At 70.4% G+C, this 21,510-nt stretch carries 16 protein-coding genes; 3 read left to right on the top strand and 13 right to left on the bottom strand.

The window, feature by feature from the left end; translation table 11 throughout:
- Positions 1-4: 4 nt before the first annotated feature.
- Both pyk and ACFVYF_RS01410 read right to left on the bottom strand, forming a co-directional pair.
- Complete coding sequence (pyk, locus tag ACFVYF_RS01405; protein WP_389448999.1) at positions 5-1,441, bottom strand: pyruvate kinase; 1,437 nt, start codon at positions 1,439-1,441, stop codon at positions 5-7.
- A gap of 127 nt (positions 1,442-1,568) precedes the next feature.
- Entirely contained in the window at positions 1,569-2,282 is a 714-nt protein-coding gene (locus ACFVYF_RS01410) for an SIMPL domain-containing protein (protein WP_389449002.1), read from the bottom strand.
- A gap of 138 nt (positions 2,283-2,420) precedes the next feature.
- Here ACFVYF_RS01410 and ACFVYF_RS01415 point away from each other — a divergent pair, with 138 nt between their 5' ends.
- The gene (locus tag ACFVYF_RS01415; protein WP_389449005.1) at positions 2,421-4,226 is read left to right on the top strand and encodes a bifunctional metallophosphatase/5'-nucleotidase; all 1,806 of its coding nucleotides are present in this window, start codon (positions 2,421-2,423) and stop codon (positions 4,224-4,226) included.
- A 159-nt stretch (positions 4,227-4,385) separates the two neighbouring features.
- Here the strand turns inward: ACFVYF_RS01415 and ACFVYF_RS01420 are convergent, their stop codons facing one another.
- The 6 genes from ACFVYF_RS01420 to ACFVYF_RS01445 form a co-directional block, all read right to left on the bottom strand.
- On the bottom strand, positions 4,386-5,804 hold the full coding sequence (locus ACFVYF_RS01420) for a lysine N(6)-hydroxylase/L-ornithine N(5)-oxygenase family protein (RefSeq protein ID WP_389449008.1): 1,419 nt from the start codon (positions 5,802-5,804) through the stop codon (positions 4,386-4,388).
- The gene (locus ACFVYF_RS01425; RefSeq protein WP_389449010.1) at positions 5,801-7,171 is read right to left on the bottom strand and encodes a pyridoxal phosphate-dependent decarboxylase family protein; all 1,371 of its coding nucleotides are present in this window, start codon (positions 7,169-7,171) and stop codon (positions 5,801-5,803) included. Before ACFVYF_RS01425 ends, ACFVYF_RS01420 begins: the two co-directional genes overlap by 4 nt.
- A 387-nt stretch (positions 7,172-7,558) precedes the next feature.
- Complete coding sequence (gene pepN / locus ACFVYF_RS01430; protein ID WP_389449013.1) at positions 7,559-10,096, bottom strand: aminopeptidase N; 2,538 nt, start codon at positions 10,094-10,096, stop codon at positions 7,559-7,561.
- Positions 10,097-10,175: 79 nt separating this feature from the next.
- Entirely contained in the window at positions 10,176-10,808 is a 633-nt protein-coding gene (locus tag ACFVYF_RS01435) for a two-component system response regulator (RefSeq protein WP_389449016.1), read from the bottom strand.
- Positions 10,809-11,000: 192 nt separating this feature from the next.
- Positions 11,001-11,369 (bottom strand): chorismate mutase, encoded by a 369-nt coding sequence (locus ACFVYF_RS01440; RefSeq protein ID WP_389449019.1) that lies wholly within the window; start codon positions 11,367-11,369, stop codon positions 11,001-11,003.
- Positions 11,370-11,380: 11 nt separating this feature from the next.
- Positions 11,381-12,265, bottom strand: a complete 885-nt coding sequence (locus ACFVYF_RS01445; protein ID WP_389449021.1) for a helix-turn-helix domain-containing protein — start codon at positions 12,263-12,265, stop codon at positions 11,381-11,383.
- Between the two features lie 109 nt (positions 12,266-12,374).
- On the opposite strand from ACFVYF_RS01445, the gene ACFVYF_RS01450 reads away from it, so the two are divergent.
- Positions 12,375-14,198, top strand: coding sequence for a beta-galactosidase family protein (locus ACFVYF_RS01450; protein WP_389449024.1), 1,824 nt, complete (start codon positions 12,375-12,377; stop codon positions 14,196-14,198).
- Here the strand turns inward: ACFVYF_RS01450 and ACFVYF_RS01455 are convergent.
- The 3 genes from ACFVYF_RS01455 to ACFVYF_RS01465 all read right to left on the bottom strand — a co-directional run bounded on the left by ACFVYF_RS01455 (position 14,084) and on the right by ACFVYF_RS01465 (position 18,647).
- A complete protein-coding gene (locus ACFVYF_RS01455; protein WP_389449027.1) occupies positions 14,084-17,248 on the bottom strand; it encodes an endo-alpha-N-acetylgalactosaminidase family protein in 3,165 nt (1,054 codons plus the stop codon). The genes ACFVYF_RS01450 and ACFVYF_RS01455 overlap by 115 nt on opposite strands.
- 25 nt (positions 17,249-17,273) lie before the next feature.
- Entirely contained in the window at positions 17,274-17,729 is a 456-nt protein-coding gene (locus tag ACFVYF_RS01460; RefSeq protein ID WP_389449030.1) for a GNAT family N-acetyltransferase, read from the bottom strand.
- A 138-nt stretch (positions 17,730-17,867) separates the two neighbouring features.
- On the bottom strand, positions 17,868-18,647 hold the full coding sequence (locus ACFVYF_RS01465) for a S1 family peptidase (RefSeq protein ID WP_389449033.1): 780 nt from the start codon (positions 18,645-18,647) through the stop codon (positions 17,868-17,870).
- Between the two features lie 234 nt (positions 18,648-18,881).
- Here ACFVYF_RS01465 and ACFVYF_RS01470 point away from each other — a divergent pair, with 234 nt between their 5' ends.
- Positions 18,882-19,781: a hypothetical protein gene (locus tag ACFVYF_RS01470; RefSeq protein WP_389449036.1), complete on the top strand. Its 900-nt coding sequence runs from the start codon at positions 18,882-18,884 to the stop codon at positions 19,779-19,781.
- 41 nt (positions 19,782-19,822) lie between these two features.
- Here the strand turns inward: ACFVYF_RS01470 and ACFVYF_RS01475 are convergent, their stop codons facing one another.
- Together ACFVYF_RS01475 and ACFVYF_RS01480 are read right to left on the bottom strand one after the other, a co-directional pair.
- Complete coding sequence (locus ACFVYF_RS01475; RefSeq protein ID WP_389449039.1) at positions 19,823-20,746, bottom strand: SDR family oxidoreductase; 924 nt, start codon at positions 20,744-20,746, stop codon at positions 19,823-19,825.
- A gap of 1 nt (position 20,747) precedes the next feature.
- The gene (locus tag ACFVYF_RS01480; protein ID WP_389450584.1) at positions 20,748-21,488 is read right to left on the bottom strand and encodes an SDR family oxidoreductase; all 741 of its coding nucleotides are present in this window, start codon (positions 21,486-21,488) and stop codon (positions 20,748-20,750) included.
- Positions 21,489-21,510: the final 22 nt, after the last annotated feature.

The following is a 21,510-nucleotide window of genomic DNA, read 5'->3' on the forward strand; positions in this document are numbered from 1 at the left end:
GTCCCTACTTGGGGCTGTCGTCCTCGCCGATGTGGTGGACGCGGACGAGGTTGGTCGTGCCGGAGACGCCGGGTGGGGAGCCGGCGGTGATGACGACGATGTCGCCCTTCTGGCAGCGGCCGATGCGGAGGAGTTGTTCGTCGACCTGGTCGACCATCGCGTCGGTGGAGTCGACGTGGGGGCCGAGGAACGTTTCGACGCCCCAGGTGAGGGTGAGCTGGGAGCGGGTCGCCGGGTCGGGGGTGAAGGCGAGCAGGGGGATGGGCGAGCGGTAGCGGGAGAGGCGGCGGACGGTGTCGCCGGACTGGGTGAAGGCGACGAGGAATTTGGCGCCGAGGAAGTCGCCCATTTCGGCGGCGGCTCGGGCGACGGCGCCGCCTTGGGTGCGTGGTTTGTTGCGTTCGGTGAGGGGTGGGAGGCCTTGGGTGAGGAGGTCTTCTTCGGCGGCTTCGACGATGCGGGCCATGGTGCGGACGGTTTCGACGGCGTATTTGCCGACGCTGGTTTCGCCGGAGAGCATGACGGCGTCGGTGCCGTCGAGGACGGCGTTGGCGACGTCGCTGGCTTCTGCTCTGGTGGGGCGGGAGTTGTCGATCATCGAGTCGAGCATCTGGGTGGCGACGATGACGGGTTTGGCGTTGCGTTTGGCGAGTTTGATGGCGCGCTTCTGGACCATCGGGACTTGTTCGAGGGGCATTTCGACGCCGAGGTCGCCGCGGGCGACCATGATGCCGTCGAAGGCGGCGACGATGTCGTCGATGTTGTCGACGGCTTGGGGTTTTTCGACTTTGGCGATGACGGGGAGGCGGCGGCCTTCTTCGTCCATGATGCGGTGGACGTCGTCGATGTCGCGTCCGTTGCGGACGAAGGAGAGGGCGATGACGTCGAATCCGGTGCGCAGGGCCCAGCGGAGGTCTGCTTCGTCTTTGTCGGAGAGGGCGGGGACGGAGACGGCGACGCCGGGGAGGTTGAGGCCTTTGTGGTCGGAGACGATGCCGCCTTCGATGACGGTGGTGTGGATGCGGGGGCCGTCGACTGCGGTGACTTCGAGGCAGACTTTGCCGTCGTCGACGAGGATGCGTTCGCCGGTGGTGACGTCGGTGGCGAGTCCGTCGTAGGTGGTGCTGCAGGTGTGGCGGTCGCCGGTTACGTCGGTTTCGACGGTGATGGTGAAGGTGTCGCCGCGTTCAAGGAGTACGGGTCCTTCGGTGAAGTTGCCGAGTCGGATCTTCGGGCCTTGAAGGTCGGCGAGGATTCCTACGCTGCGGCCGCTTTCGTCGGAGGCTTTTCGTACGCGTTGGTAGCGCTCCTCGTGTTCGGCGTGGGTGCCGTGGCTGAGGTTGAAGCGGGCTACGTCCATTCCGGCTTCGACCAGTGCTTTGATCTGGTCGTACGAGTCGGTGGCGGGGCCCAGGGTGCAGACGATTTTTGCTCGGCGCATGGTGTGAGCCTAGGCCTTACCGGTGGGTAGGGAATTGGTCGAGTGTGACTGCTCAACGGCCTTTGGGTGAAGCGCTCTTGACAAGTGTTGAATCGTGCGCCGGGGTGCTCTGATGAGCGTTTGGGGTTTACAGCGTTGGGGGTGCCATGGTGAATCGGGCATTGACCTGGGCGTAGACGGTTTGGCGTTGGGGTTCGAGGTCGAGGGGTGCGGTTTCTTCGTCGGCGGCGGCGCCGTAGGCCATGGAGCGCATGCCGCGGCCGGTGGCTGTGGGGTAGGGCTGGGTGTTCTCGGCGCCGATGTCGGCGAGTTCGACGAGGGCGGTGAGGGTGGTGCCGAGGGCTTCGGCGTATTCGCGGGCGCGTTGGACGGCTTCGCGGACGGCTTGTTGGCGGGCTTGGCGGTGGGCGGGTGAGGTGGGGCGTAGTGCCCAGTAGGGGCCGTCGACGCGGGTGAGGTCGAGGTCGGCGAGGCGGGTGGTGAGTTCGCCGAGTGCGGTGAAGTCGGTGAGTTCGGCGGTGATGTGGACGCGGCCGTGGTAGGCGTGGATGCGTTCGCCGCGGCCGTGTTTGGTGAGTTCGGGGCTGATGGAGAGGGCGCCGGTTTCGAGGCGTTCGACGGTGTCTGCGTAGGTTTTGATGAGGTCGAGGGCGGTGGTGTTGCGGCGGGTGAGGTCGGCGAGGGCATCTCGTCGGTCGGTGCCCCGGGCGCTGACGGTGATGCCGATGCGGGCGATTTCGGGGTCGATTTCGAGGTGGGCTTCGCCGCGGACGGCGATGCGGGGGGCGTCGGGGGTGCCGTAGGGGACGGCGGGGTGGGGGTCGTCGGGGGTGGGGGTCATACGTCCCACTCTGTCATCGGGGGGGCGGGGTGTGGTGGCCGGCGGTCATCAGATCGCAACCTGCGGGGCCTGTTCGGGGGTGTGGTGGGTGGGTCAGAATCTACGCGCGTCATCGACTTAGGCCGAGGAGTTGTGGACATGCCGTTGAACCGCCGGAAGTTCCTGAAGAGGTCCGCTGTGACGGGTGCGGGGGTGGCGTTGACCGGTGCGGTCGGTGCGCCGGCCGCTGAGGCTGCGGTGGCGGAGGGGGGCGGGAAGCACGTGAAGCGGTATGCGTTGACGGTGCTGGGCACGACCGATCTTCATGGGCATGTTTTCAATTGGGACTATTTCAAGGACGCGGAGTATTCGGACGCCGCGGGCAATGCGATGGGGCTGGCCCGGATCTCGACGCTGGTGGCGCAGATCCGTAAGGAGAAGGGCCGCCGTAACACTCTGCTGCTGGACGCGGGCGACACGATTCAGGGCACGCCGTTGACGTATTACTACGCGAAGGTGGATCCGATCACCGCCAAGGGTGGTCCGGTGCATCCGATGGCGCAGGCGATGAATGCGATCGGGTATGACGCGGTGGCGTTGGGGAATCACGAGTTCAACTACGGCATCGAGACGTTGCGGAAGTTCGAGTCGCAGTGTGATTTCCCGTTGTTGGGTGCGAATGCGCTGGATGCGAAGACGTTGAAGCCGGCTTTCCCGCCGTATTTCATGAAGCGGTTCCATGTGCCGGGTCTGCCGCCGGTGAAGGTGGCGGTGCTGGGGTTGACGAATCCGGGTATCGCGATCTGGGACAAGGCGTATGTGCAGGGCAGGTTGACGTTCCCGGGGCTTGAGGAGCAGGCGGCGAAGTGGGTGCCGAAGCTGCGGTCGATGGGTGCGGATGTGGTGGTGGTGTCGGCGCACAGTGGTTCGTCGGGGACGTCGTCGTACGGTGATCAGTTGCCGTATGTCGAGAATTCGGCGGCGTTGGTGGCGCAGCAGGTGCCGGGGATCGACGCGATCCTGGTGGGGCATGCGCATGTGGAGATCCCGGAGTTGAAGGTCACGAACGTGAAGTCGGGGAAGACGGTCGTGCTGTCGGAGCCGCTTTGTTATGCGGAGCGGCTGAGTGTGTTCGACTTCGAGTTGGTCTTCGAGAAGGGGCGGTGGCAGGTCGAGTCGGTGGCGGCGTCGCTGCGCAACTCGAAGTCGGTCGCGGATGATCCGGAGATCACGAAGCTGCTGAAGGATGAGCATGCGGCGGTCGTGAAGTACGTGAACCAGGTCGTGGGTACGGCGACGGAGACGTTGACGACGGTGGAGGCGCGTTTCAAGGACGCCCCGATCATCGACCTGATCACGAAGGTGCAGGAGGACGTGGTCAAGGCGGCGTTGGCGGGGACGGAGTATGCGTCGTTGCCGGTGATCGCGCAGGCTTCGCCGTTCTCGCGGACGTCGCAGATTCCGGCGGGTCAGGTGACGATCCGGGATCTGTCGGGTCTGTACGTGTACGACAACACGTTGGTCGCGAAGTTGCTGACGGGTGCGCAGGTGCGGGCGTATCTGGAGTATTCGGCGGAGTATTTCGTGCAGACGGCGGCGGGTGCGGTGGTCGACACGGAGAAGCTGACGAATGCGAACAACCGGCCCGACTACAACTACGACTATGTGTCGGGGCTGCGGTATGACATCGATGTGGCGCAGGTGGCGGGTGCGCGGATCAAGAATCTGACGTTCAACGGGGCGGCGTTGGACGATGCGCAGCAGTTCGTGCTGGCGGTGAACAACTACCGGGCGAACGGTGGGGGTGCGTTCCCGTATGTGGCGTCCGCGAAGGAGTTGTGGTCGGAGTCGACGGAGATCCGGACGCGGATCGCGGAGTGGGTGACGGCGAAGGGTTCGCTGGATCCGAAGGAGTTCGCTTCGGTGGACTGGAGGTTGACGCGGGACGGGACGCCGGTCTTCTGACCGGGGCTGGTCCGTCCGACCGTCCTCTGACCTGAGCTCGTTTTCTGAGTGGGGTCCGCCCGTTTTCCGACCGGTGTTCATGCCCCGGGCCGCCTTGGTTGCGGCCCGGGGTTTGTCGTGCGGCCGTTGGTCCGAGGTGGCTTGCGGGTGACGGGTTGCTCAGCGTCCGTCGATGAGGGGTGTCAGGACTTGGGACCGGCGTGCGCTCGGGATGTGGGGCCGGGGGTCGAGTCCGAAGGTGGTGAAGGCCGTTCGGTCGGGGAGGGGGTAGGGGTCTTTGCCGGTGAGGGAGTTGAGGATGGTGGCGCTGCGCCAGGCGGCGAGGCCGAGGTCGGGGGCGCCGACGCCGTGGGTGTGGAGTTCGGCGTTCTGGACGTAGACGCGGCCGGTGACGGAGGGGTCGAGGACGAGGCGGAAGTGGTCGTCGATGCGGGGGCGGTCGGAGCTGTCGCGGCGCAGGTAGGGGTCGAGGCCGGCGAGGATGCGGCCGAGGGGGCGTTCGCGGTAGCCGGTGGCGAGGACGACGGCGTCGGTGGTGAGGCGGGAGCGGGTGCCCTGCTGGACGTGTTCGAGGTGGAGTTCGACTTTGGTGGTGGCGACGCGGCCGGCGGTGCGGACTTGGACGGCGGGGGTGAGGGTGGCGTCGGGCCAGCCGCCGTGCACGGTGCGGCGGTAGAGCTCGTCGTGGATGGCGGCGATGGTGTCGGCGTCGATGCCTTTGTGGAGTTGCCATTGGGCGGCGACGAGGCGGTCGCGTACGGGTTCGGGGAGGCCGTGGAAGTAGCGGGTGTAGTCGGGGGTGAAGTGTTCGAGGCCGAGTTTGGAGTACTCCATGGGGGCGAAGGCCTCGGTGCGGGCGAGCCAGTGGATCTTCTCGTGTCCGGCGGGCCGGTTGCGCAGGAGGTCGAGGAAGACTTCGGCGCCTGACTGTCCGGCGCCGATGACGGTGATGTGTTCGGCTGTGAGGAACTGGTCGCGGTGCTTGAGGTAGTCCGCGGCGTGGATGACGGGCACGCCGGGGGCTTCGACGAGGGGTTTGAGGGCGTCGGGGATGTAGGGGGCGGTGCCGACGCCGAGGACGATGTTGCGGGTGTAGGTGCGGCCCAGGGCTTCGGCTTCGCCGTCGGTGTCGAGTTGGGTGAAGTCGACTTCGAAGAGGGCGCGTTCGGGGTTCCAGCGGACGGCGTCGACCTGGTGGCCGAAGTGGAGGCCGGGGAGGTTGTCGCTGACCCAGCGGCAGTAGGCGTCGTATTCGGCGCGCTGGATGTGGAAGCGCTCGGCGAAGTAGAAGGGGAAGAGGCGGCCGCGGTCCTTGAGGTAGTGGAGGAAGGACCAGGGGCTGGTGGGGTCGGCGAGGGTCACGAGGTCGGCGAGGAAGGGGACTTGGAGGGTGGCGCCGTCGATGAGGAGGCCGGGGTGCCAGTCGAAGCCGGGTCGTTGTTCGTAGAAGACGGTGTCGAGTTCGGGGAGGGGGTGGGCGAGGGCGGCGAGGGAGAGGTTGAAGGGGCCGATGCCGATGCCGACGAGGTCGCGGGGCGCTTCGGGTTCGTGGTGCGGGGGGTGGGGCGTCGGGCTCATCGGGGTGTGTGTCCTTCCACCAGTTTCAGGAGCGCGGCCAGGTCGCCCGGCCGGGTGTGGGGGTTGAGCAGGGTGGCTTTGAGCCAGAGGCGGCCGTCGAGGGTGGCGCGGCCGAGGACGGCGCGGCCTTCGGTGAGGAGGGTGCGTCGTACGGTGGCGACGGCGTCGTCGGAGGCTTCGGCGGGCCGGAACACGACGGTGCTGATGGTCGGGGTGTCGTAGAGCTCGAAGCCGGGGTGGGCGGCGAGGAGGTCGGCCAGCTCTGTCGCTTGTGCGCAGACGTGGTCGACGAGGGCGCCGATTCCTTGCCGGCCCAGTGTTTTGAGGGTGACGGCGATTTTGAGGATGTCGGGGCGTCGGCTGGTGCGCAGGGAGCGGCCGAGGAGGTCGGGGAGTCCGGCGTCGGTGTCGTCGTCTGCGTTGAGGTAGTCGGCGTGGTGGTCGAGGGCGTGCAGGTCGTGGGGGTTGTGTACGGCGAGGAGGCCGGCGGCGATGGGTTGCCAGCCGAGTTTGTGCAGGTCGAGGGTGACGGTGTGGGCGCGGGCGAGGCCGTCGAGTCGGCTGCGGTGGTGGTCGCTGAACAGGAGGCCGCCGCCGTATGCGGCGTCGATGTGCAGGCGGCTGCCGTGGGCTTCGCAGAGGTCCGCGATGTCGGGGAGTGGGTCGATGAGTCCGGCGTCGGTGGTGCCGGCGGTGGCGGCGACGAGGAAGGAGCCGCGGGGGCCCTGGAGTTCGGTGAGGGCTTCGTCGAGGGCGGCGGGGTCCATGGTGCCGGCGGGTGCGGGGACGACGACGGGGTCGGGGAGGCCGAGGAGCCATGTGGCGCGGTGCAGTGAGTGGTGGGCGTTGGCGCCGCAGACGAGTTGGACGCTGCCGTGTGCCTCGCGGGCGAGGAGTAGGGCGAGTTGGTTGGATTCGGTGCCGCCGGTGGTGACCAGCGCGGTGGCTTGGGTGCCGTACACCTCGCGGGCGAGGGCCCCGGTGATGAGTGCTTCCAGTTCGGATGCGGCGGGTGCCTGGTCCCAGGAGTCCAGGGAGGGGTTGAGTGCGCCGGCGGCGAGGTCGGCGGCGACCGCGACGGCGAGGGGTGGGCAGTGGAGGTGGGCCGCGCTGAGGGGGTCGGCGGGGTCGGCGGCGCCTTCGGCGAGGGTGCGGACGAGGGCCCGCAGGGCGTCGTCGGTGCCTTCCTGGGGCAGTGGCTCTCCCAGCGCGTCCCTCACTCGGTGGGCCACCTGGCGGGGGCCTCCTGCGGGCAGTGGGCCGCCGCGTGTCTCGGTTCCTTCGCGTAGTGCGTCGAGGACGGTGTCGAGCAATGGCCGCAGTGCGTCGGGGCCTTGGGGGCCTGAGGCGAGGGGCGGCGTGCTCATGGGGGCCTCCGGGGCGCAGGGCAGGGAGTTCCAGCTTGTACGCGTGTGGGTCGACGCGCCCGGAAAGCCCAACGACCGGAACCCGAAAGGGGGTACTGCCGTGCGGAGGAAATGTGTTGGGGTGCCTGAGGTGCTAAGTGTCGCGCGCGCGGGCCGGGTTGACGTCCGGCGTTGACGCCGGGGCGGGGCGGGCGGTTTTTCGCCCCCTCCGCTCCTGCCCGTCCCGTACCTGGGGGGCTCCGCCCCAGACCCCCGTATCGCGCCGGCGCGCCCGTCCTCAATCGCCGGACGGCGCTGGAGACGTTCCAGCGCCGTCCGGGAGAAGGATGCAGCCCCTTCGGCGTTTGAGGAGCGGGGTCTGGGGTGGAGCCCCGGGTGTGGGCGGGGTTACGCCTCCCTCACGCGCAGTGCCCGGGCGAGGTCGTCGAGTTGGTCGGCGAGTTTGCGGCGCAGGGCGGGGATGGGGTCGGCGTCGCGGAGGCAGGTCTCGCCGAGGCGGAGGGTTGAGGTGGAGACGGCGTGGACGGGGAAGGCCCAGCGGCCGACGGCTTCGGCGATGGCGGGACCGCGGCGCGCGGCGACGGCGACGGCGTCGGTCCAGTACCGCTCGACGTACTGGCTGAGCAGGTCGGCCTGTTCGGGCTGCCAGAAGCCCTGGGCGGTGGCGGTGAGGAGGTAGTTGGAGAGGTCGTCGGAGGTGAACATCGAGTCCCAGGCGGCGCGCTTGGCCTGCGGGTCGGGCAGTGCGGCGCGGCAGCGGGCGGCGCCTTCCTGGCCGGTGGCGCTGGGGTCCTGGACGAGTTCGGCGTCGATGACGGCGTCGTCGATGGCTCCGAGGACGGCGAGCCTGCCGAGGATGCGCCAGCGCAGTTCGGGGTCGAGTTCGGGGCCGCCGGGGACGGTGCCTTCGGAGAACCAGGCGCTGATGGTGTCGGGGTGGGCGGCGACGTCGATGAAGTGGCGTACGGCGGTCAGGCGCAGGCCGGGGTTGGAGCCGTCCTCGGTGCGGCGGATGAGGTCGCGGCACAGGTCGGTGAGGGTGGCGAGGGCGGCGGGCCGTTCGGTGGGGTGGAGGTAGCGGTCGGCGACGTGGGCGGAGGCGAAGGACAGGACGCCTTGGACGAGGGCGAGGTCCGTCTCGCGCGGGAGGTGGGCGCGGGCGGTCTCCACGTAGGCGGCGGCGGGGAACGGGGGTTCGGGTGCGGTGTCCGGGGAGGTGCCGCCGTCGCGTACGGCGTCGCGCAGGGCGTTCCACACGACGGCGCGGGTGAGGGGTTCGGGCAGGCCGGAGAGGGTGCGGCTGACGGTGGTGAAGGAGTCGGGGTCGAAGCGGACCTTGGCGTAGGAGAGGTCGCCGTCGTTGAGGAGGAGCAGCGCGGGGCGTTTGCCGATGGGCTTCGCGGTGGTTCCCGGGACGTCGAGTTCGACGCGTTCGCGCAGGATGAGGCGTCCGTCGTCGGTGAGGTCGCGGTCGTAGAGGCCGGCGGCGATGCGGTGCGGGCGGCTGCCGTGGTGGTCGACGGTGAGGGTGCAGGTGCCGTCGTCGGCCGGGGTGATGGTGGGGGTGAGGGTGTCGACGCCGGTGGTGCGGAGCCAGGCGTCGGCCCAGGCGTGGACGTCGCGTTCGGTGGCGCCGGCGAGGGAGTCGATGAAGTCGGCGAGGGAGGCGTTGGCGAATTTGTGGCGGGCGAAGTGGGTGTTGATGCCGGCGAGGAAGTCCTTCTCGCCGAGCCAGGTGACGAGTTGGCGGAGGGCGGAGGCGCCCTTGGCGTAGGAGATGCCGTCGAAGTTGAGCATCGCGGAGGCGGTGTCGGGGACGGCGTCCGGGTCGGGGGCGACGGGGTGGGTGGAGGGGCGCTGGTCGGCGTCGTATCCCCAGGATTTGCGGGCGACGCCGAAGTCGGTCCAGGTGTCGGTGAAGCGGGTGGCTTCGGTGAGGGTCTGGTAGCCCATGTACTCGGCGAAGGACTCGTTGAGCCAGATGTCGTCCCACCAGCGCAGGGTGACGAGGTCGCCGAACCACATGTGGGCCATTTCGTGGGCGATGACCATGGCGCGGGTCTGGCGTTCGGTGTCGGTGACGGCGGAGCGGTAGACGAATTCGTCGCGGAAGGTGACCAGGCCCGGGTTCTCCATGGCGCCGGCGTTGAACTCGGGGACGAATGCCTGGTCGTAGGAGTCGAAGGGGTAGGGCTCTTCGAACTTTTCGTGGTAGCGGTCGAAGCAGGCGCGGGTGATGTCGAGGATTTCGTCGGCGTCGGCGTCGAGGTGGGGGGCCAGGGAGCGGCGGCAGTGGATGCCGAAGGGCAGGCCGCGGTGTTCGGTGCGTACGGAGTGCCAGGGTCCGGCGGCGACGGCAACGAGGTAGGTGGAGATCGGCGGGGTGGGGGCGGCTTTCCAGCGGCCTGCGCCGAGGTGTTCGGTGACTCCGTTGGCGAGGACGGTCCAGCCTTCGGGTGCGGTGACGGACAGTTCGAAGGCGGCCTTGAGGTCGGGCTGGTCGAAGGCGGCGAAGACGCGCTGTACGTCTTCCATGAACAGCTGGGTGTAGAGGTAGGTCTCGCCGTCGGTGGGGTCGGTGAAGCGGTGCATGCCTTCGCCGGTGCGGGAGTAGTGCATGGTGGCGTCGACGTGCAGTTCGTGTTCGCCCGGGGTGAGGTGGGTGAGCGGCAGTCGGTTGCCGTTCAGGGTCTCCGGGTCGAGTGGTTGTCCGTCGAGGGTGACGGAGCGCAGTTCGGCGGGCTTGATCTCGACGAAGGTGTCCGCGGTCTCCTGGTCTCCGCGCACCGTGAAGTGGATGGCGGTGCGGGAGTCGAAGGTGTCGTCTGCGCCGGTCACGTCGAGCTCGATCGTGTAGCGGTGGACGTCGAGGAGCTTGGCACGGGTCTGCGCTGCGTCGCGCGTCAGTACGGACATGGGGGACATGCTGCCCGATGGTCCGGGGATGACACAGAGGTGGTTCGGTACGTGGCCTTTGTCCGGGCGGGCGCCGGCCCGTAGCCCGTTACGACCGGTCCTGCTGAAGCTTCTCGCTCTGAGCACCGGGAACATCGTGAACACCCCGACCACCGGGAACACCGGGAACACCGGGAACACCGTGGATGTCGTGGACGCCGTGGACCTCGCGCTGCACGGGGACGCGGGTGTCGGGGTGGATGCGGGTGGTGTCGGGGTGGGTGAGGGCGGGGTCCCGGGGCCGCCGGCCGGCGACGCGGGCGCGCAGGTCGCGCACTTCGCGTTCCAGGGTCTGGAAGCGCTGGTGGGCGTCGTACAGGTAGCGGACCTTGGTGCGCAGGGTCCAGGGGTCGATGGGTTTCATCACGAGGTCGGCGACGCCGAGTGCGAAGGCGGTGGAGGTGAGTTCGGCGTCGGGGCCGAAGCCGGTGAGCAGCAGGATGGGGATGTGCTGGGTCTGCTCCAGGCGCCGCATGTAGCGCACCACGTCCAGGCCGCTGACCTTGGGCATCCGTACGTCGAGGAGCAGCAGCCCGACCTGGCCGCGCAGGACTTCCTTGAGCGCGTCGTCGCCGTTGGTGGCGCGCGTGAGCCGGTAGCCCAGTGGGGCCAGCGCGCTCTCCAGTGCGTACAGCGTGTCCTCATGGTCGTCGACGATGAGGATCCTGGCATTCGACTGCATGGCCCGACGTCCCCTCGTCCCGACGTCCTCTGCGCCGCAAGCTCAGGCCCGGACCGGTTCACGGTGCGTGCGTCGGGCCTGACACGGAGTGGTCAAGGCAGGATGCCGTGTCGGGCGCCCGGTGTCACTCCCCCGAACCGGCCTCCGTGGCCGGTCTCGTACCCCCGGCCTCCGTGGCCGCTCCCGTGCCGGCTACGGACCGGCAGGTCCGTCCACCGCGCCGTCCGCGATGCTCTCGTGGTGGCGGATCACCTCGGCGATGATGAAGTTGAGGAGTTTCTCCGCGAAGGCCGGGTCCAGTTTGGCGTTCTCCGCGAGCCGGCGCAGTCGGGCGATCTGCTGGGACTCGCGGGCCGGGTCGGCGGGCGGCAGTTGGTGCGCGGCCTTGAGGTGGCCGACCTGCTGGGTGCATTTGAAGCGCTCGGCGAGCATGTGGACGACGGCGGCGTCGATGTTGTCGATGCTGTCGCGCAGCCGGTCGAGTTCGGCTCGCACGGCGGGGTCGACGTCACTGCCGCCCGCGGCGTCTGCTGCCGTTTCGTTGGTGTTGCCGGTGGTCATGAGCGCCAACCCTACGTGGCGTGGAGCCGTTCGATCATCGGTGGATCGTCGGGGTCCGGTATCCGGTTGCTCCAGCCGCCGGGCACCGTACGGCTCTGTTGGGCGCGGAAGCGGACGGGGGCCGTGCCGACGCGGCGGGTGAACAGCCGGGAGAAGTAGGCGGGGTCGTCGTAGCCGACGCGGCGGGCGACGGCGGCGACGGGCAGTTCGGTGGCGGCGAGGAGTTCCTTGGCGCGGCCCAGCCGGATGCCGACGAGGTAGTCCTTGGGGCTGCAGCCGGCGCCGCGGCGGACGGCGGTGCGCAGTTCGGCGGGGCTCATGCCGTGCCGGGCGGCGTGCTCGGCGACGGACAGGGGCTGGAAGGCGTCGCGGGCGAGGGCCTGGAGGACGGGGTCGCCGTCGGGGGCGAGGTCGGCGCGGGCGCGGCGCAGGGCGACGAGGAGTTCGTGGACGGCGGCGCCTGTCTCGACCTCGAGGAGGGGGTTGCCGCGGCGGGCGGCGCGGGCGATCCGGCCCACGGTGGCGCGGGGGCCCGTGGCGTCCGCGAGGGGCACCACGGGCCGGTCCGGCTCGATGTAGCCGAGTTCGGTGTACGTGGCGGTGGCGGGCCCGGTGAAGTCGACGAAGCACTCGTCCCAGCCGTCGTCGGGCCCGTAGTGGTGGGGTGTGCCCGGGGTGAGCCAGAGCAGGGCGGGCGCGGTGACGGTGTGGCGGCGTCCGTGGGCGTCCTGGAACCAGCCGTTGCCGGCGCTGATGACGACGGCCACGTGGTGGTCGAGGGTGCGCGGTCCGACGGTGGGGAGTTGGCCGTGCTGGAGTCCGACGCCGAGGCAGACCAGGCCGAGCCGGTGGTGCACCGGGCCGGGGGTGAAGTACCGCATCCACGTGTGGTACATCCGGTTTCCTCCCGCCCGTTCGGTGTCGTGGTTCTTGCTGTTTGTTGCGTCCAACCAGCGCTGATCTTTGTCCATGGACGCGGCTGCCGCCAGGGGTGAGGGTGAGCGCATGAGCGAGTTCACGGTGGGGGACACCGATTTTCTGCTGGACGGGCGGCCGGTGCGGCTGCTGTCCGGGGCGCTGCACTACTTCCGGGTGCACGAGGCGCAGTGGGGGCATCGGCTCGGGATGCTGCGGGCGATGGGGCTGAACTGTGTGGAGACGTATGTGCCGTGGAATCTGCACGAGCCGCGTCCCGGTGATTTCCGTGATGTGCAGCAGCTGGGGCGTTTCCTGGACGCGGCGCGGGAGGCGGGGCTGTGGGCAATCGTGCGCCCGGGTCCGTACATCTGCGCGGAGTGGGAGAACGGCGGGCTGCCGCACTGGCTGACGGGCACGCTGCGGACCCGGGACGAGGAGTATCTGCGGCAGGTGGAGCACTGGTTCCACCATCTGCTGCACGAGATCGTGCCGCGGCAGATCGACCGGGGCGGTCCGGTGCTCATGGTGCAGGTGGAGAACGAGTACGGCAGCTACGGCTCGGACCAGGTGTATCTGCGGTGGCTGGCGGACCTGTTGCGGGCGAAGGGGGTGAGTGTGCCGCTGTTCACGTCGGACGGTCCCGAGGACCACATGCTCACCGGCGGTTCGGTGCCGGGTGTCCTGGCGACCGTCAATTTCGGTTCGCACGCGCGCGAGGCGTTCGAGACGCTGCGCAGGCACCGGCAGCGGGGGCCGCTGATGTGCATGGAGTTCTGGTGCGGCTGGTTCGATCACTGGGGCGCCGAGCACACCGTGCGCGATCCCGCCGAGGCGGCCGGGGCGCTGCGGGAGATCCTGGAGTGCGGGGCGTCCGTCAATGTGTACATGGCGCACGGCGGTACGAGTTTCGCGGGCTGGGCGGGCGCGAACCGGGGTGGCGGCGATCTGCACGACGGGCCGCTGGAGCCGGATGTGACGTCGTACGACTACGACGCCCCGATCGACGAACTCGGGCGGCCCACCGAGAAGTTCTGGCGCTTCCGGGAGGTTCTCGCCGATTATGCGGACGGCCCGCTGCCGGCTGTGCCGACCGTGCCGGCGCCGCTGGGTGCGCCGGCCACGGCCGCGCTGACGGGATGGGCGCCGCTGGATGCCGTACTGGAGACGTTCGGTGGCCCGGAGCGCGAGTACCCGGTGCCGCCGACGTTCGAGGAGCTCGGCGTGGACCGGGGGCTCGTCAGGTACGAGGTGAGCGTGCCGGGTCCGCGGCAGCCGTATCCGCTGCGGGTGCGCGGGCTGCGGGATCTCGCGGTGGTGCACGTCGACGGGAAGCCGGCCGGGGTGCTCACCGAGGAGGACGCCGTCCTGGGGGAGCCGGTCGCGGGGTACGCGCGCGTGGAGCTCTGGGTGGAGTCCCTGGGGAGGGTCAACTACGGGCCGCGCGTGGGTGAGCCGAAGGGCATCACGGGGGGTCTGCTGCACGAGCGGCAGTATCTGCACGGGGTGCGGGCGCGGGCGCTGCGGCTGGACGCGCTGGACGGCGGCGTCGGCCGGGTGCCGTTCGGGGAGCTGCCCGCGGACGGCGCCCCCGGCCTGTACCGCGGGACCTTCTCGGTGCGCGGGGCGGGGGACGCTTTCCTCGAACTGCCGGGCTGGACGCGGGGGTTCGTGTGGGTGAACGGTTTCAATCTGGGCCGTTACTGGTCGGCGGGTCCGCAGCGCGCGTTGTACGTCCCCGGGCCGGTGCTGCGCGAGGACGTCAACGACGTGTGGATCCTGGAGTTCGAGGGCGCCGGTCAGTCGGCCTCCGACACCTCGAACGAGTCCAGTACGAACTCGGCGGTGCCGTCGTCCCCGGTCTTGCGCAGCCCGACCCAGGCCTCTCCTTCGGCGGGTGCGGTGAACTCGTAGACGAGCGTGGTGGGTTCGGTGGCGGCCGGCAGGTCGCGGCGGTCCAGTTCCCGGGTCGTCGTGGCCCGGTCGACGGCGGTGATCCAGGTGTACTGGCCGGCTTTCTCGTTCTCGTGCCGCAGCGTGACCCGGTAGCGGCGGCCGGGCCGGAACCTGACGGTGTGCGGCACGGTCCGGTAGACCAAACCGTCGTTCTCGCCGCGCGACTTCAGCGACTGCGTGCCGTCGATGACGTCGTCGATCGCCTTGCCGTTCCAGCCGCGCCGGGTGAAGGGGGCGTGCCGCTGGGCGATGTGGGTGCGCGGGTCGGTGACGCCGCCCGCGTCGCCCTTCACGAAGGGGCCCCAGCCCTGCGGGACGTCCTCGAAGTCCTCGAAGACCAGGGCCCCTTCCTTCACCGGCTGCCGTGCGGGCACGATCCGCACGTTGTCGAACCGCACCCGCGCCTGTCCGGCGTCGGCGCGCAGCGACAGGTCGACGGGGCCGCCGCCCTCGGGGACGGTGAAATAGGTGAACATGCGCTGGAAGCGGGTGCCGTGCTTGCGGTCGGCGGCGACGTGGTTGCCGGCCGTGGACGTCGCGGTCCAGTTGGCGGCGGTGACCCCGTCGGCGGTCCGCACCACGAGGGACGCCTTGCGGGTGTCGCCCGCCTTTTCGCCCACCTCGACCTGGACGGAGGCGACGTAGCTGCCGGGCTGGAGGCGGGTCAGCCGCTGCCCGGCCGAGGCGGCGGCGCCCGCGGTGATCACCAGCTCGTAGTCGCCGAGCCCGCTCGCTCGCACGGACACGGGTCCGGTGACCGTCCAGCCTTTCAGGGAGCCGGAGTTGAAGCCGGGGTCGTACAGCGGGGTGGCCTGACCCCAGCGGGGGGCGGGGTCGTCGGCGACGCGGGTGGGGTACAGGACGTACGGCTGTTTCGCGCGGGCGTCGATGGTGACCTTGCCGGCGCGTACGGAGACGTACGAGACGAAGACGCGTCCCTGGTCGGTGAGCCGGTACAGGGCGACGCGGGAGAGGCTCTCCCAGGTGCGCGGGAGCCGCCAACTGCTGCTGCCGCCACGGGGGTTGTAGTGGTACAGCTTGGTGGCCCTGCGGGGCTCCCAGGGCAGCAGGTAGCTGCCGTCGTCGTAGACGAGGCGTCCGTCGGTGGTGATGCGGCGGGTGCCGTCGGTGTCGGAGACCGCGGTGGCTCCGGGTCCGAAGAAGGTGATCTCGTGCTCGCCCCAGGTCTTGATCGGCTGGGCCTGGAGGTACTTGGCGGGCAGTGAGTCGGTCCAGATCAGGTCGTAGAAGTGGTTCCAGTCCGTCTTGCCGGTCCAGCCCTCGAAGTTGCCCATGCGGGCGATGCCGAGCAGGGTCGGCCATTTGTCGGCGAAGACGTCCTTCTGGTGGTTGCGGATGAAGCGGATGAGGCGGGAGTTGATGCCGCGGGAGGTGTCGGGGCCGTAGTCGGTCTCGGTCGCCCAGTGGGACCACAGGGAGGAGCGTTCCAGGCCGTGCCCCCACTCGCTGGTGACGCGCCAGCCCTGCGCGCGCAGGGCACGCTGGAGGCGGTCGGAGGTCCAGCCGGACTCGCGGAAGACGTCGATGTAGAGGGAGTCGAGGGACGGGTCGGCCTCCGCGCGCAGGTCGGCGAAGCGCCGGACGATGTCACCGGAGACCAGGTCGCGGCGCTGGTCGATGCGGTAGCTCTGGTCGAGCCAGTCCCACTGTTCGTCGGTCTTGTCGACGAGGGTCTCGGAGAAGGCGTGGGCGACGGGGTACGACTCGGTGGCGTTGACATGGACGGCGAAGTCGCTGTTCCACCGTTTGCCCTCGCGGACCAGGGTGTTGAGGTCGTCGAGGCCGCCGGCGCGCTGGTTGTGGTTGCCGGCGTAGTCGGGGTGCGCGGAGTCGTGGCCCTCGGACTGGTAGCCCTTCAGCAGGGTGAACTGGCGCAGTCCGTCGGTGGCGAGCGAGATCCGCTTGACGTTGTCGAGCGTCGCGAGGAACGGATTGGTGGCCTGGGAGGCGAAGTTGAAGGGGATGTGCGGGACGACCCGCAGATGCTGTTCGTCGGCGCCGAGCGGGTTGGTCATGATGTCGCGGAAGGCGATCGCGGCGTCCTGCCAGTCGACTCTGCCGTCGCCGTTGCGGTCGCCGGTGACGATCACCTTCGCGTACGGCAGCGGCTCGGTGCCGGCCGAGGTCGCCGCGCGGTGGGTCCACTGGCCGGGCGCGAGCCGTGCCTCGACGTATCCGTCCTTGCGCACGGTGCTGCGCCAGAGCCGGCCGTTCTCCCAGGAGCTGTTGCCGTCGGGCTTGTCGTAGCTGGTGTTCGTCTCCACGGCACCCGCGAGCGTGTCGTGTGCGACGACTGCGTACGCGCATCCGGTCGCCGCCTCGGCGGGAGTGGCGGCCGTAGGAGTGACCAGGGTGTCGCCGCTTTTCGCCTTGTCCAACTGGACGCGGGCGGCGAGCAGATGGGCGCCCGGCTGGTCGCTGCGGACGGAGAGCAGGGCGAGGCCGGGAATCTGGAGGGTGCCGACCGGGCGCGCGGTGGTGTCGTCGATACCCGTGACGCGCCAGGTGACCTGACGGCCCGTCACCGTGATCTCGGCGTCGACGGTGGTGCCGCCGTCGAAGGCGAGGCGGTAGGCGACGCGGTCCTCGCCGGGGGTGGCCGTGACCGTCGGGGTGCGTTCGGCGCCGTCGATCAGGACCGAGGTGAGCGCGTCCTGCCGGCCGTGCAGGACGGCGCGGGTGGCGCGGTCGGTGTAGGAGACGATCCGCGGGAAGGCGGCGGCCACGCGGACGTCGAGGGCACCGGAGCGGATGACCAGCTCGTCCGGGAGGGCGCCCGGCGCGGCGCCGGGCGGGGTGTCGGGCGGGGTGTCGGAGGCGGCAGCGGCGGCGGGCAGGCCGAGCGCGGTTCCGATCCCGGCCGTGGCGCCCGCCGCGACGACGGCTCTGCGGCTGGGGGCATTCGTGTCTGACGGCTGCAAGACGCTCCTCCTCAAGGCGGCTTTCCGTGCCCGCCACCTTGCGACGCGGGGAGCGGAGGTGCCCATGGACAAAGGAGGGGCGGCAGTTGGACTAACGGGCGGCGGGCCCCAGTGTCTTGTGGAGGTGCACGTCCTGGTGGCCGCCCGGGATGCCGTCGGTGCGGCCGGTCTCGCGGTAGCCGTGGCCGCGGTAGAAGTCCGGGGCCTGGAAGGTGAAGGAGGAGACGATCACCTCGGTGCAGCCGCGGCGTACGCTCTCCTCCTCCGCGGCCCGCAGCAGCCTGCTCCCCCAGCCCGCGTGCCGCTGGTCCTCGCGCACCCACAGCATGTCGACGGCGCAGCAGCTGCCCCACACCCAGGCGGTGAGTCCGCCGACCAGCTCGCCCGCGCTGTCGGTGACGCGCACCGACAGCGGGGCCGGTGTACCGGCGCCGGTGGCGGTGGCGTTGAAGGCGGTGAGCTCGTCGTCGAGCCGCTTCTCCAGATCGTCGTCCTGGGCGCCGACCTGCAACGAAGCGGTGACGGGAGCCTGCGGTCCGGTACTCATGGCGGGGAGTATGTCACCGCCCAGGGCGCCAAGCCGAACGCTTTTCGGTGACGTGGGAGCGGGGTGCGCGCAGGCACCCCGCTCCACGTATCAGCAGGTCACGGGATGGGCCGGTGGGTCACGGGATGGGCCGGTGGGTCACAGCGTGGACGCCGCCTGGGCTATGGCCGCCGCGAAGGTCGACACCTCGCTGTAGACGCCGGGGTATCCGGCGCGCGCGCAGCCCTCGCCCCAGCTGACGATCCCGATCTGGATGTAGGCGCCCGCGTTGTCCTTGCGGAACATGGGGCCACCGGAGTCGCCCTGGCAGGTGTCGACCCCGCCCTGCTCGAATCCGGCGCAGATCTCGTCACCGGGGACGAGATCGCTGCCGTACGCGTCCTGGCAGCTGGCGTCGTCGACGAAGGGGACGGTGGCCTTGAGGAGGTAGCGCTGCTGGGCGCCGCCCTCGCGCGCGGCTCCCCAGCCGGCGACGGTGAAGTTCCCGTTGTTGTACGCGGTGGTGGTGGCGATGTTCAGGGTGGGCTGGTTGATGGGTGCGGCGAGTTTGATGAGGGCCCAGTCCTTGCCCTTGCCGTTGTAGCCGGGCGCCTGGAGGACCTTCGTCGATTTGACCTTGGTGGCGCTGGTGCTCTGCAGGTCGACGACGCCGGCGGTGGCGGTGATGGAGGTGTTGTTGCCCGAGCCGCTCACACAGTGTGCGGCGGTCAGGACGATGTTCTTGGCGTACAGGGCGCCGCCACAGCCCATGGAGAGCCGGACCATGAACGGGAACTCGCCCTGCGCGGCGCGGGTGCCGCCGACGACGGGCTGGGGTGCGGCCTGCGCGGAGAGGGGCTGGAGGGAGACGGCGGCGAGCACGACGGCTCCGACAGCGAACAGTCTTCGGAGGCCGGTGAGCTTCTTCAAGGTCTTCAACGTGCTTCCTTCCGTGGGGGGTTGCACAAGGAAGCCGGGCCACAATGGCATGACCCCGCCAATGCGCGGTTGGATTATCGAAAGGGCCGCGCTCGCCCCACAAGGGCCCCTTTCCGGCCACGGCCCCGGCGCCCCGTCCCACGCGCCCGCCCCGACCGGCGGCGATCGCCTTAGAGTGGAAAGGAGTCCAGGTCCCGCCAGGGCCTGTTCCGGCGTCTTCCAGGGGGTGCGGGCGTGGCCAACGGCGGACCGGTCGAGCACGGCTACCCGCATCTGGACACCGTGCGGGCCGCGATCACCGCGCTGTACAAACGGCTCTCGTACGACACCGTCCAGACGTTCGCGACCAGCGTGGCCCCCGCCGACGTGGCCTTCTGTGACACCGACGACCTGCATCTGGGCGCGCAGCGCGTGGCCCGCGAGATGGTGCGGCACTACCGGCTGCCGGACGCCCGGATGATCGTCGGCTTCCGCGAGATGACCCACGCGGCCAACGTCGAACTCGCCGCGGGGCCCGAGTACTTCATCGAGCTCAATGACCGTTTCCGCACCCACCGCCGGGACATCGGCGCCGCCCTCGCCCACGAGGTGATGCACGTCTATCTGCACCGCCTGGACCTCTCCTTCCCGGGCACCCGGGACAACGAGATCCTCACGGACACGGCGGCCGCCTATCTCGGGGCGGGCTGGCTCCTCCTCGACGCCTACCGCGAGGACGCGGACTCCTCGCAGAAGCTCGGCTATCTCACCCCGGAGGAGTTCGGTTACGTCCTCGCCAAACGCGCCCTCGTCTTCGGCGAGGACCCGTCGATCTGGTTCACCAGCCCGCAGGCGTACACCGCGTACACCAAGGGCATGGCCCGGGCCCGCCGCGACGAGCAGCAGCCGCCGCTGACCGCGGCCGGCTGGGCGGGCCGCCGCCGCTACGCGAAGGACCGGCGCTACGCCCAGGACCACCACCCGGCGCCTGACACGCACCCCGACGTGCCGTACTCCTTCGTCCCGGACCCCGGCGGCCCGCTCCGCGTCTCCTTTCCCTGCCCGACCTGCTTCCAGCGCATCCGGATCCCGGTCCGCGGCCGGGTCCGCGCGCGCTGCGCGGTGTGCCGGACGGTGCTGGAGTGCGACACCTAGGGGGACCAGCGGGGCCTAGGGGGACCTAGGGGATGGGCGCCTCACCCTTCCGCTCCGTAGACCCTTCCGGGGGCCTCCGCCTCCGCCAGCAGCTTCAGTGCGGTGTCCCCGGCCTCCGACGGGGTCCACCGCCCGCCCCGGTCGGCGGTCGGGCCGGGCCGCCAGCCCTCCATCACGGTGATCCGGCCGCCCTCGGTCTCGAAGACCCGGCCGGTGACACCCTCGCCCGCGGCGGAGCCCAGCCAGACGACCAGCGGCGACACGTTCTCGGGGGCCATCGCGTCGAAGGAACCGGCGGCGTCCGGCGCGGCCATGGCCTGTGCGAAGGTCCGCTCGGTCATCCGGGTACGGGCCGCGGGAGCGATCGCGTTGACCTGGACGCCGTAGCGCCCCAGCTCCGCCGCCGCGACCAGCGTCAGCCCGAGGATGCCGGCCTTGGCCGCGCTGTAGTTCCCCTGCCCGACCGACCCCAACAGCCCTGCCCCGCTGCTGGTGTTGACGACCCGGGCCCGGGGCGTGCGGCCAGACTTCGCCTCCGCCCGCCAGTGGGCCGCCGCGTGCTTCAGCGGCAGGAAATGACCCTTCAGATGGACCCGCATCACGGCGTCCCAGTCGTCCTCGTCGAGGTTGACCAGCATCCGGTCGCGCAGGAATCCCGCGTTGTTGACGAGGGTGTCGAGGCGCCCGTACGTCTCCAGGGCGGCGCGGACGAGGGAGGCGGCACCCTCGGTCGTCGCGATGTCGCCCCCGTGGGCCACGGCCTCACCGCCCGCCGCGCGGATCTCCTCGGCCACCTGCCCGGCCGGGCTGTCCGGGCCGGGGGTGCCGTCGAGGCCGACTCCCAGGTCGTTCACCACGACCCGCGCGCCCTCGGCGGCGAACGCGAGCGCGTGCGCCCGGCCGAGCCCGCGGCCCGCGCCCGTCACCACCACGACCCGCCCGGCACACAGCAACGGTGCACTCATCTCAGCTCTCCTTGTTGACGGTTGCGGCATCCAGGAAGGCGGGCCGTTCCCCGCCCCCGTGCACGAGCAGGCTCGCCCCGCTGATGTAGGCGGCCGCGTCCGAGGCGAGGAAGACTGCGGCGTCGCCGACATCGGCGGGCTCGGCGAGCCGGCCCAGCGGGACGGTCCGCCCCACGGCCTCGACGCCGTCCTCGTCCCCGTAGTGCAGCCGCGAGCGCTCGGTGCGGACCATGCCGACGACCAGGGTGTTGACCCGCACGGCGGGGGCCCACTCGACGGCCATCGAGCGGGCGAGGTTCTCCAGCCCCGCCTTGGCGGCCCCGTACGCCGCCGAACCGGGTGAGGGTCGCGTCCCGCTCACGCTGCCGATCATCACGATCGAACCGCTCGCCCGTTCCAGGTGGGCGTGGGCGGCGAGCGAGGCGGTCAGGGGTGCGGTCAGGTTGAGCTCGATCACGCGCGCGTGCCGCTCGGCGTCGGCTCCGGCCAGCAGCCGGTACGGGGCGCCGCCCGCGTTGTTGACCAGCACGTCGAGCCGGGGCAGCCCGTCGAAGAAGGCGTGCACGGCGGCCGGGTCGCGCAGGTCGAGGGGCACGAACTCGGTTCCCTCCAGCGGCTTTTCGGGCGGCCGGCGGGCGCAGACCACGACGTCGGCGCCCGTCCGGGCGAAGGCGCGCGCGATCCCGGCCCCGACCCCGCGGGTGCCGCCCGTGACGACGACGGTCCTGCCGCCGAGATCCACGTTGTCCACAGGGCCTCCCGCT

Source organism: Streptomyces sp. NPDC058274, assembly GCF_042881375.1.
Classification (GTDB): domain Bacteria; phylum Actinomycetota; class Actinomycetes; order Streptomycetales; family Streptomycetaceae; genus Streptomyces.

Bases quoted from the DNA above. Each gene is read 5' to 3' on its own strand.
- pyk (WP_389448999.1), bottom strand. From the start codon at position 1,441: ATGCGCCGAGCAAAAATCGTCTGCACCCTGGGCCCCGCCACCGACTCG.
- ACFVYF_RS01410 (WP_389449002.1), bottom strand. From the start codon at position 2,282: ATGACCCCCACCCCCGACGACCCCCACCCCGCCGTCCCCTACGGCACC.
- ACFVYF_RS01415 (WP_389449005.1), top strand. From the start codon at position 2,421: ATGCCGTTGAACCGCCGGAAGTTCCTGAAGAGGTCCGCTGTGACGGGT.
- ACFVYF_RS01420 (WP_389449008.1), bottom strand. From the start codon at position 5,804: ATGAGCCCGACGCCCCACCCCCCGCACCACGAACCCGAAGCGCCCCGC.
- ACFVYF_RS01425 (WP_389449010.1), bottom strand. From the start codon at position 7,171: ATGAGCACGCCGCCCCTCGCCTCAGGCCCCCAAGGCCCCGACGCACTG.
- pepN (WP_389449013.1), bottom strand. From the start codon at position 10,096: ATGTCCCCCATGTCCGTACTGACGCGCGACGCAGCGCAGACCCGTGCC.
- ACFVYF_RS01435 (WP_389449016.1), bottom strand. From the start codon at position 10,808: ATGCAGTCGAATGCCAGGATCCTCATCGTCGACGACCATGAGGACACG.
- ACFVYF_RS01440 (WP_389449019.1), bottom strand. From the start codon at position 11,369: ATGACCACCGGCAACACCAACGAAACGGCAGCAGACGCCGCGGGCGGC.
- ACFVYF_RS01445 (WP_389449021.1), bottom strand. From the start codon at position 12,265: ATGTACCACACGTGGATGCGGTACTTCACCCCCGGCCCGGTGCACCAC.
- ACFVYF_RS01450 (WP_389449024.1), top strand. From the start codon at position 12,375: ATGAGCGAGTTCACGGTGGGGGACACCGATTTTCTGCTGGACGGGCGG.
- ACFVYF_RS01455 (WP_389449027.1), bottom strand. From the start codon at position 17,248: ATGGGCACCTCCGCTCCCCGCGTCGCAAGGTGGCGGGCACGGAAAGCC.
- ACFVYF_RS01460 (WP_389449030.1), bottom strand. From the start codon at position 17,729: ATGAGTACCGGACCGCAGGCTCCCGTCACCGCTTCGTTGCAGGTCGGC.
- ACFVYF_RS01475 (WP_389449039.1), bottom strand. From the start codon at position 20,746: ATGAGTGCACCGTTGCTGTGTGCCGGGCGGGTCGTGGTGGTGACGGGC.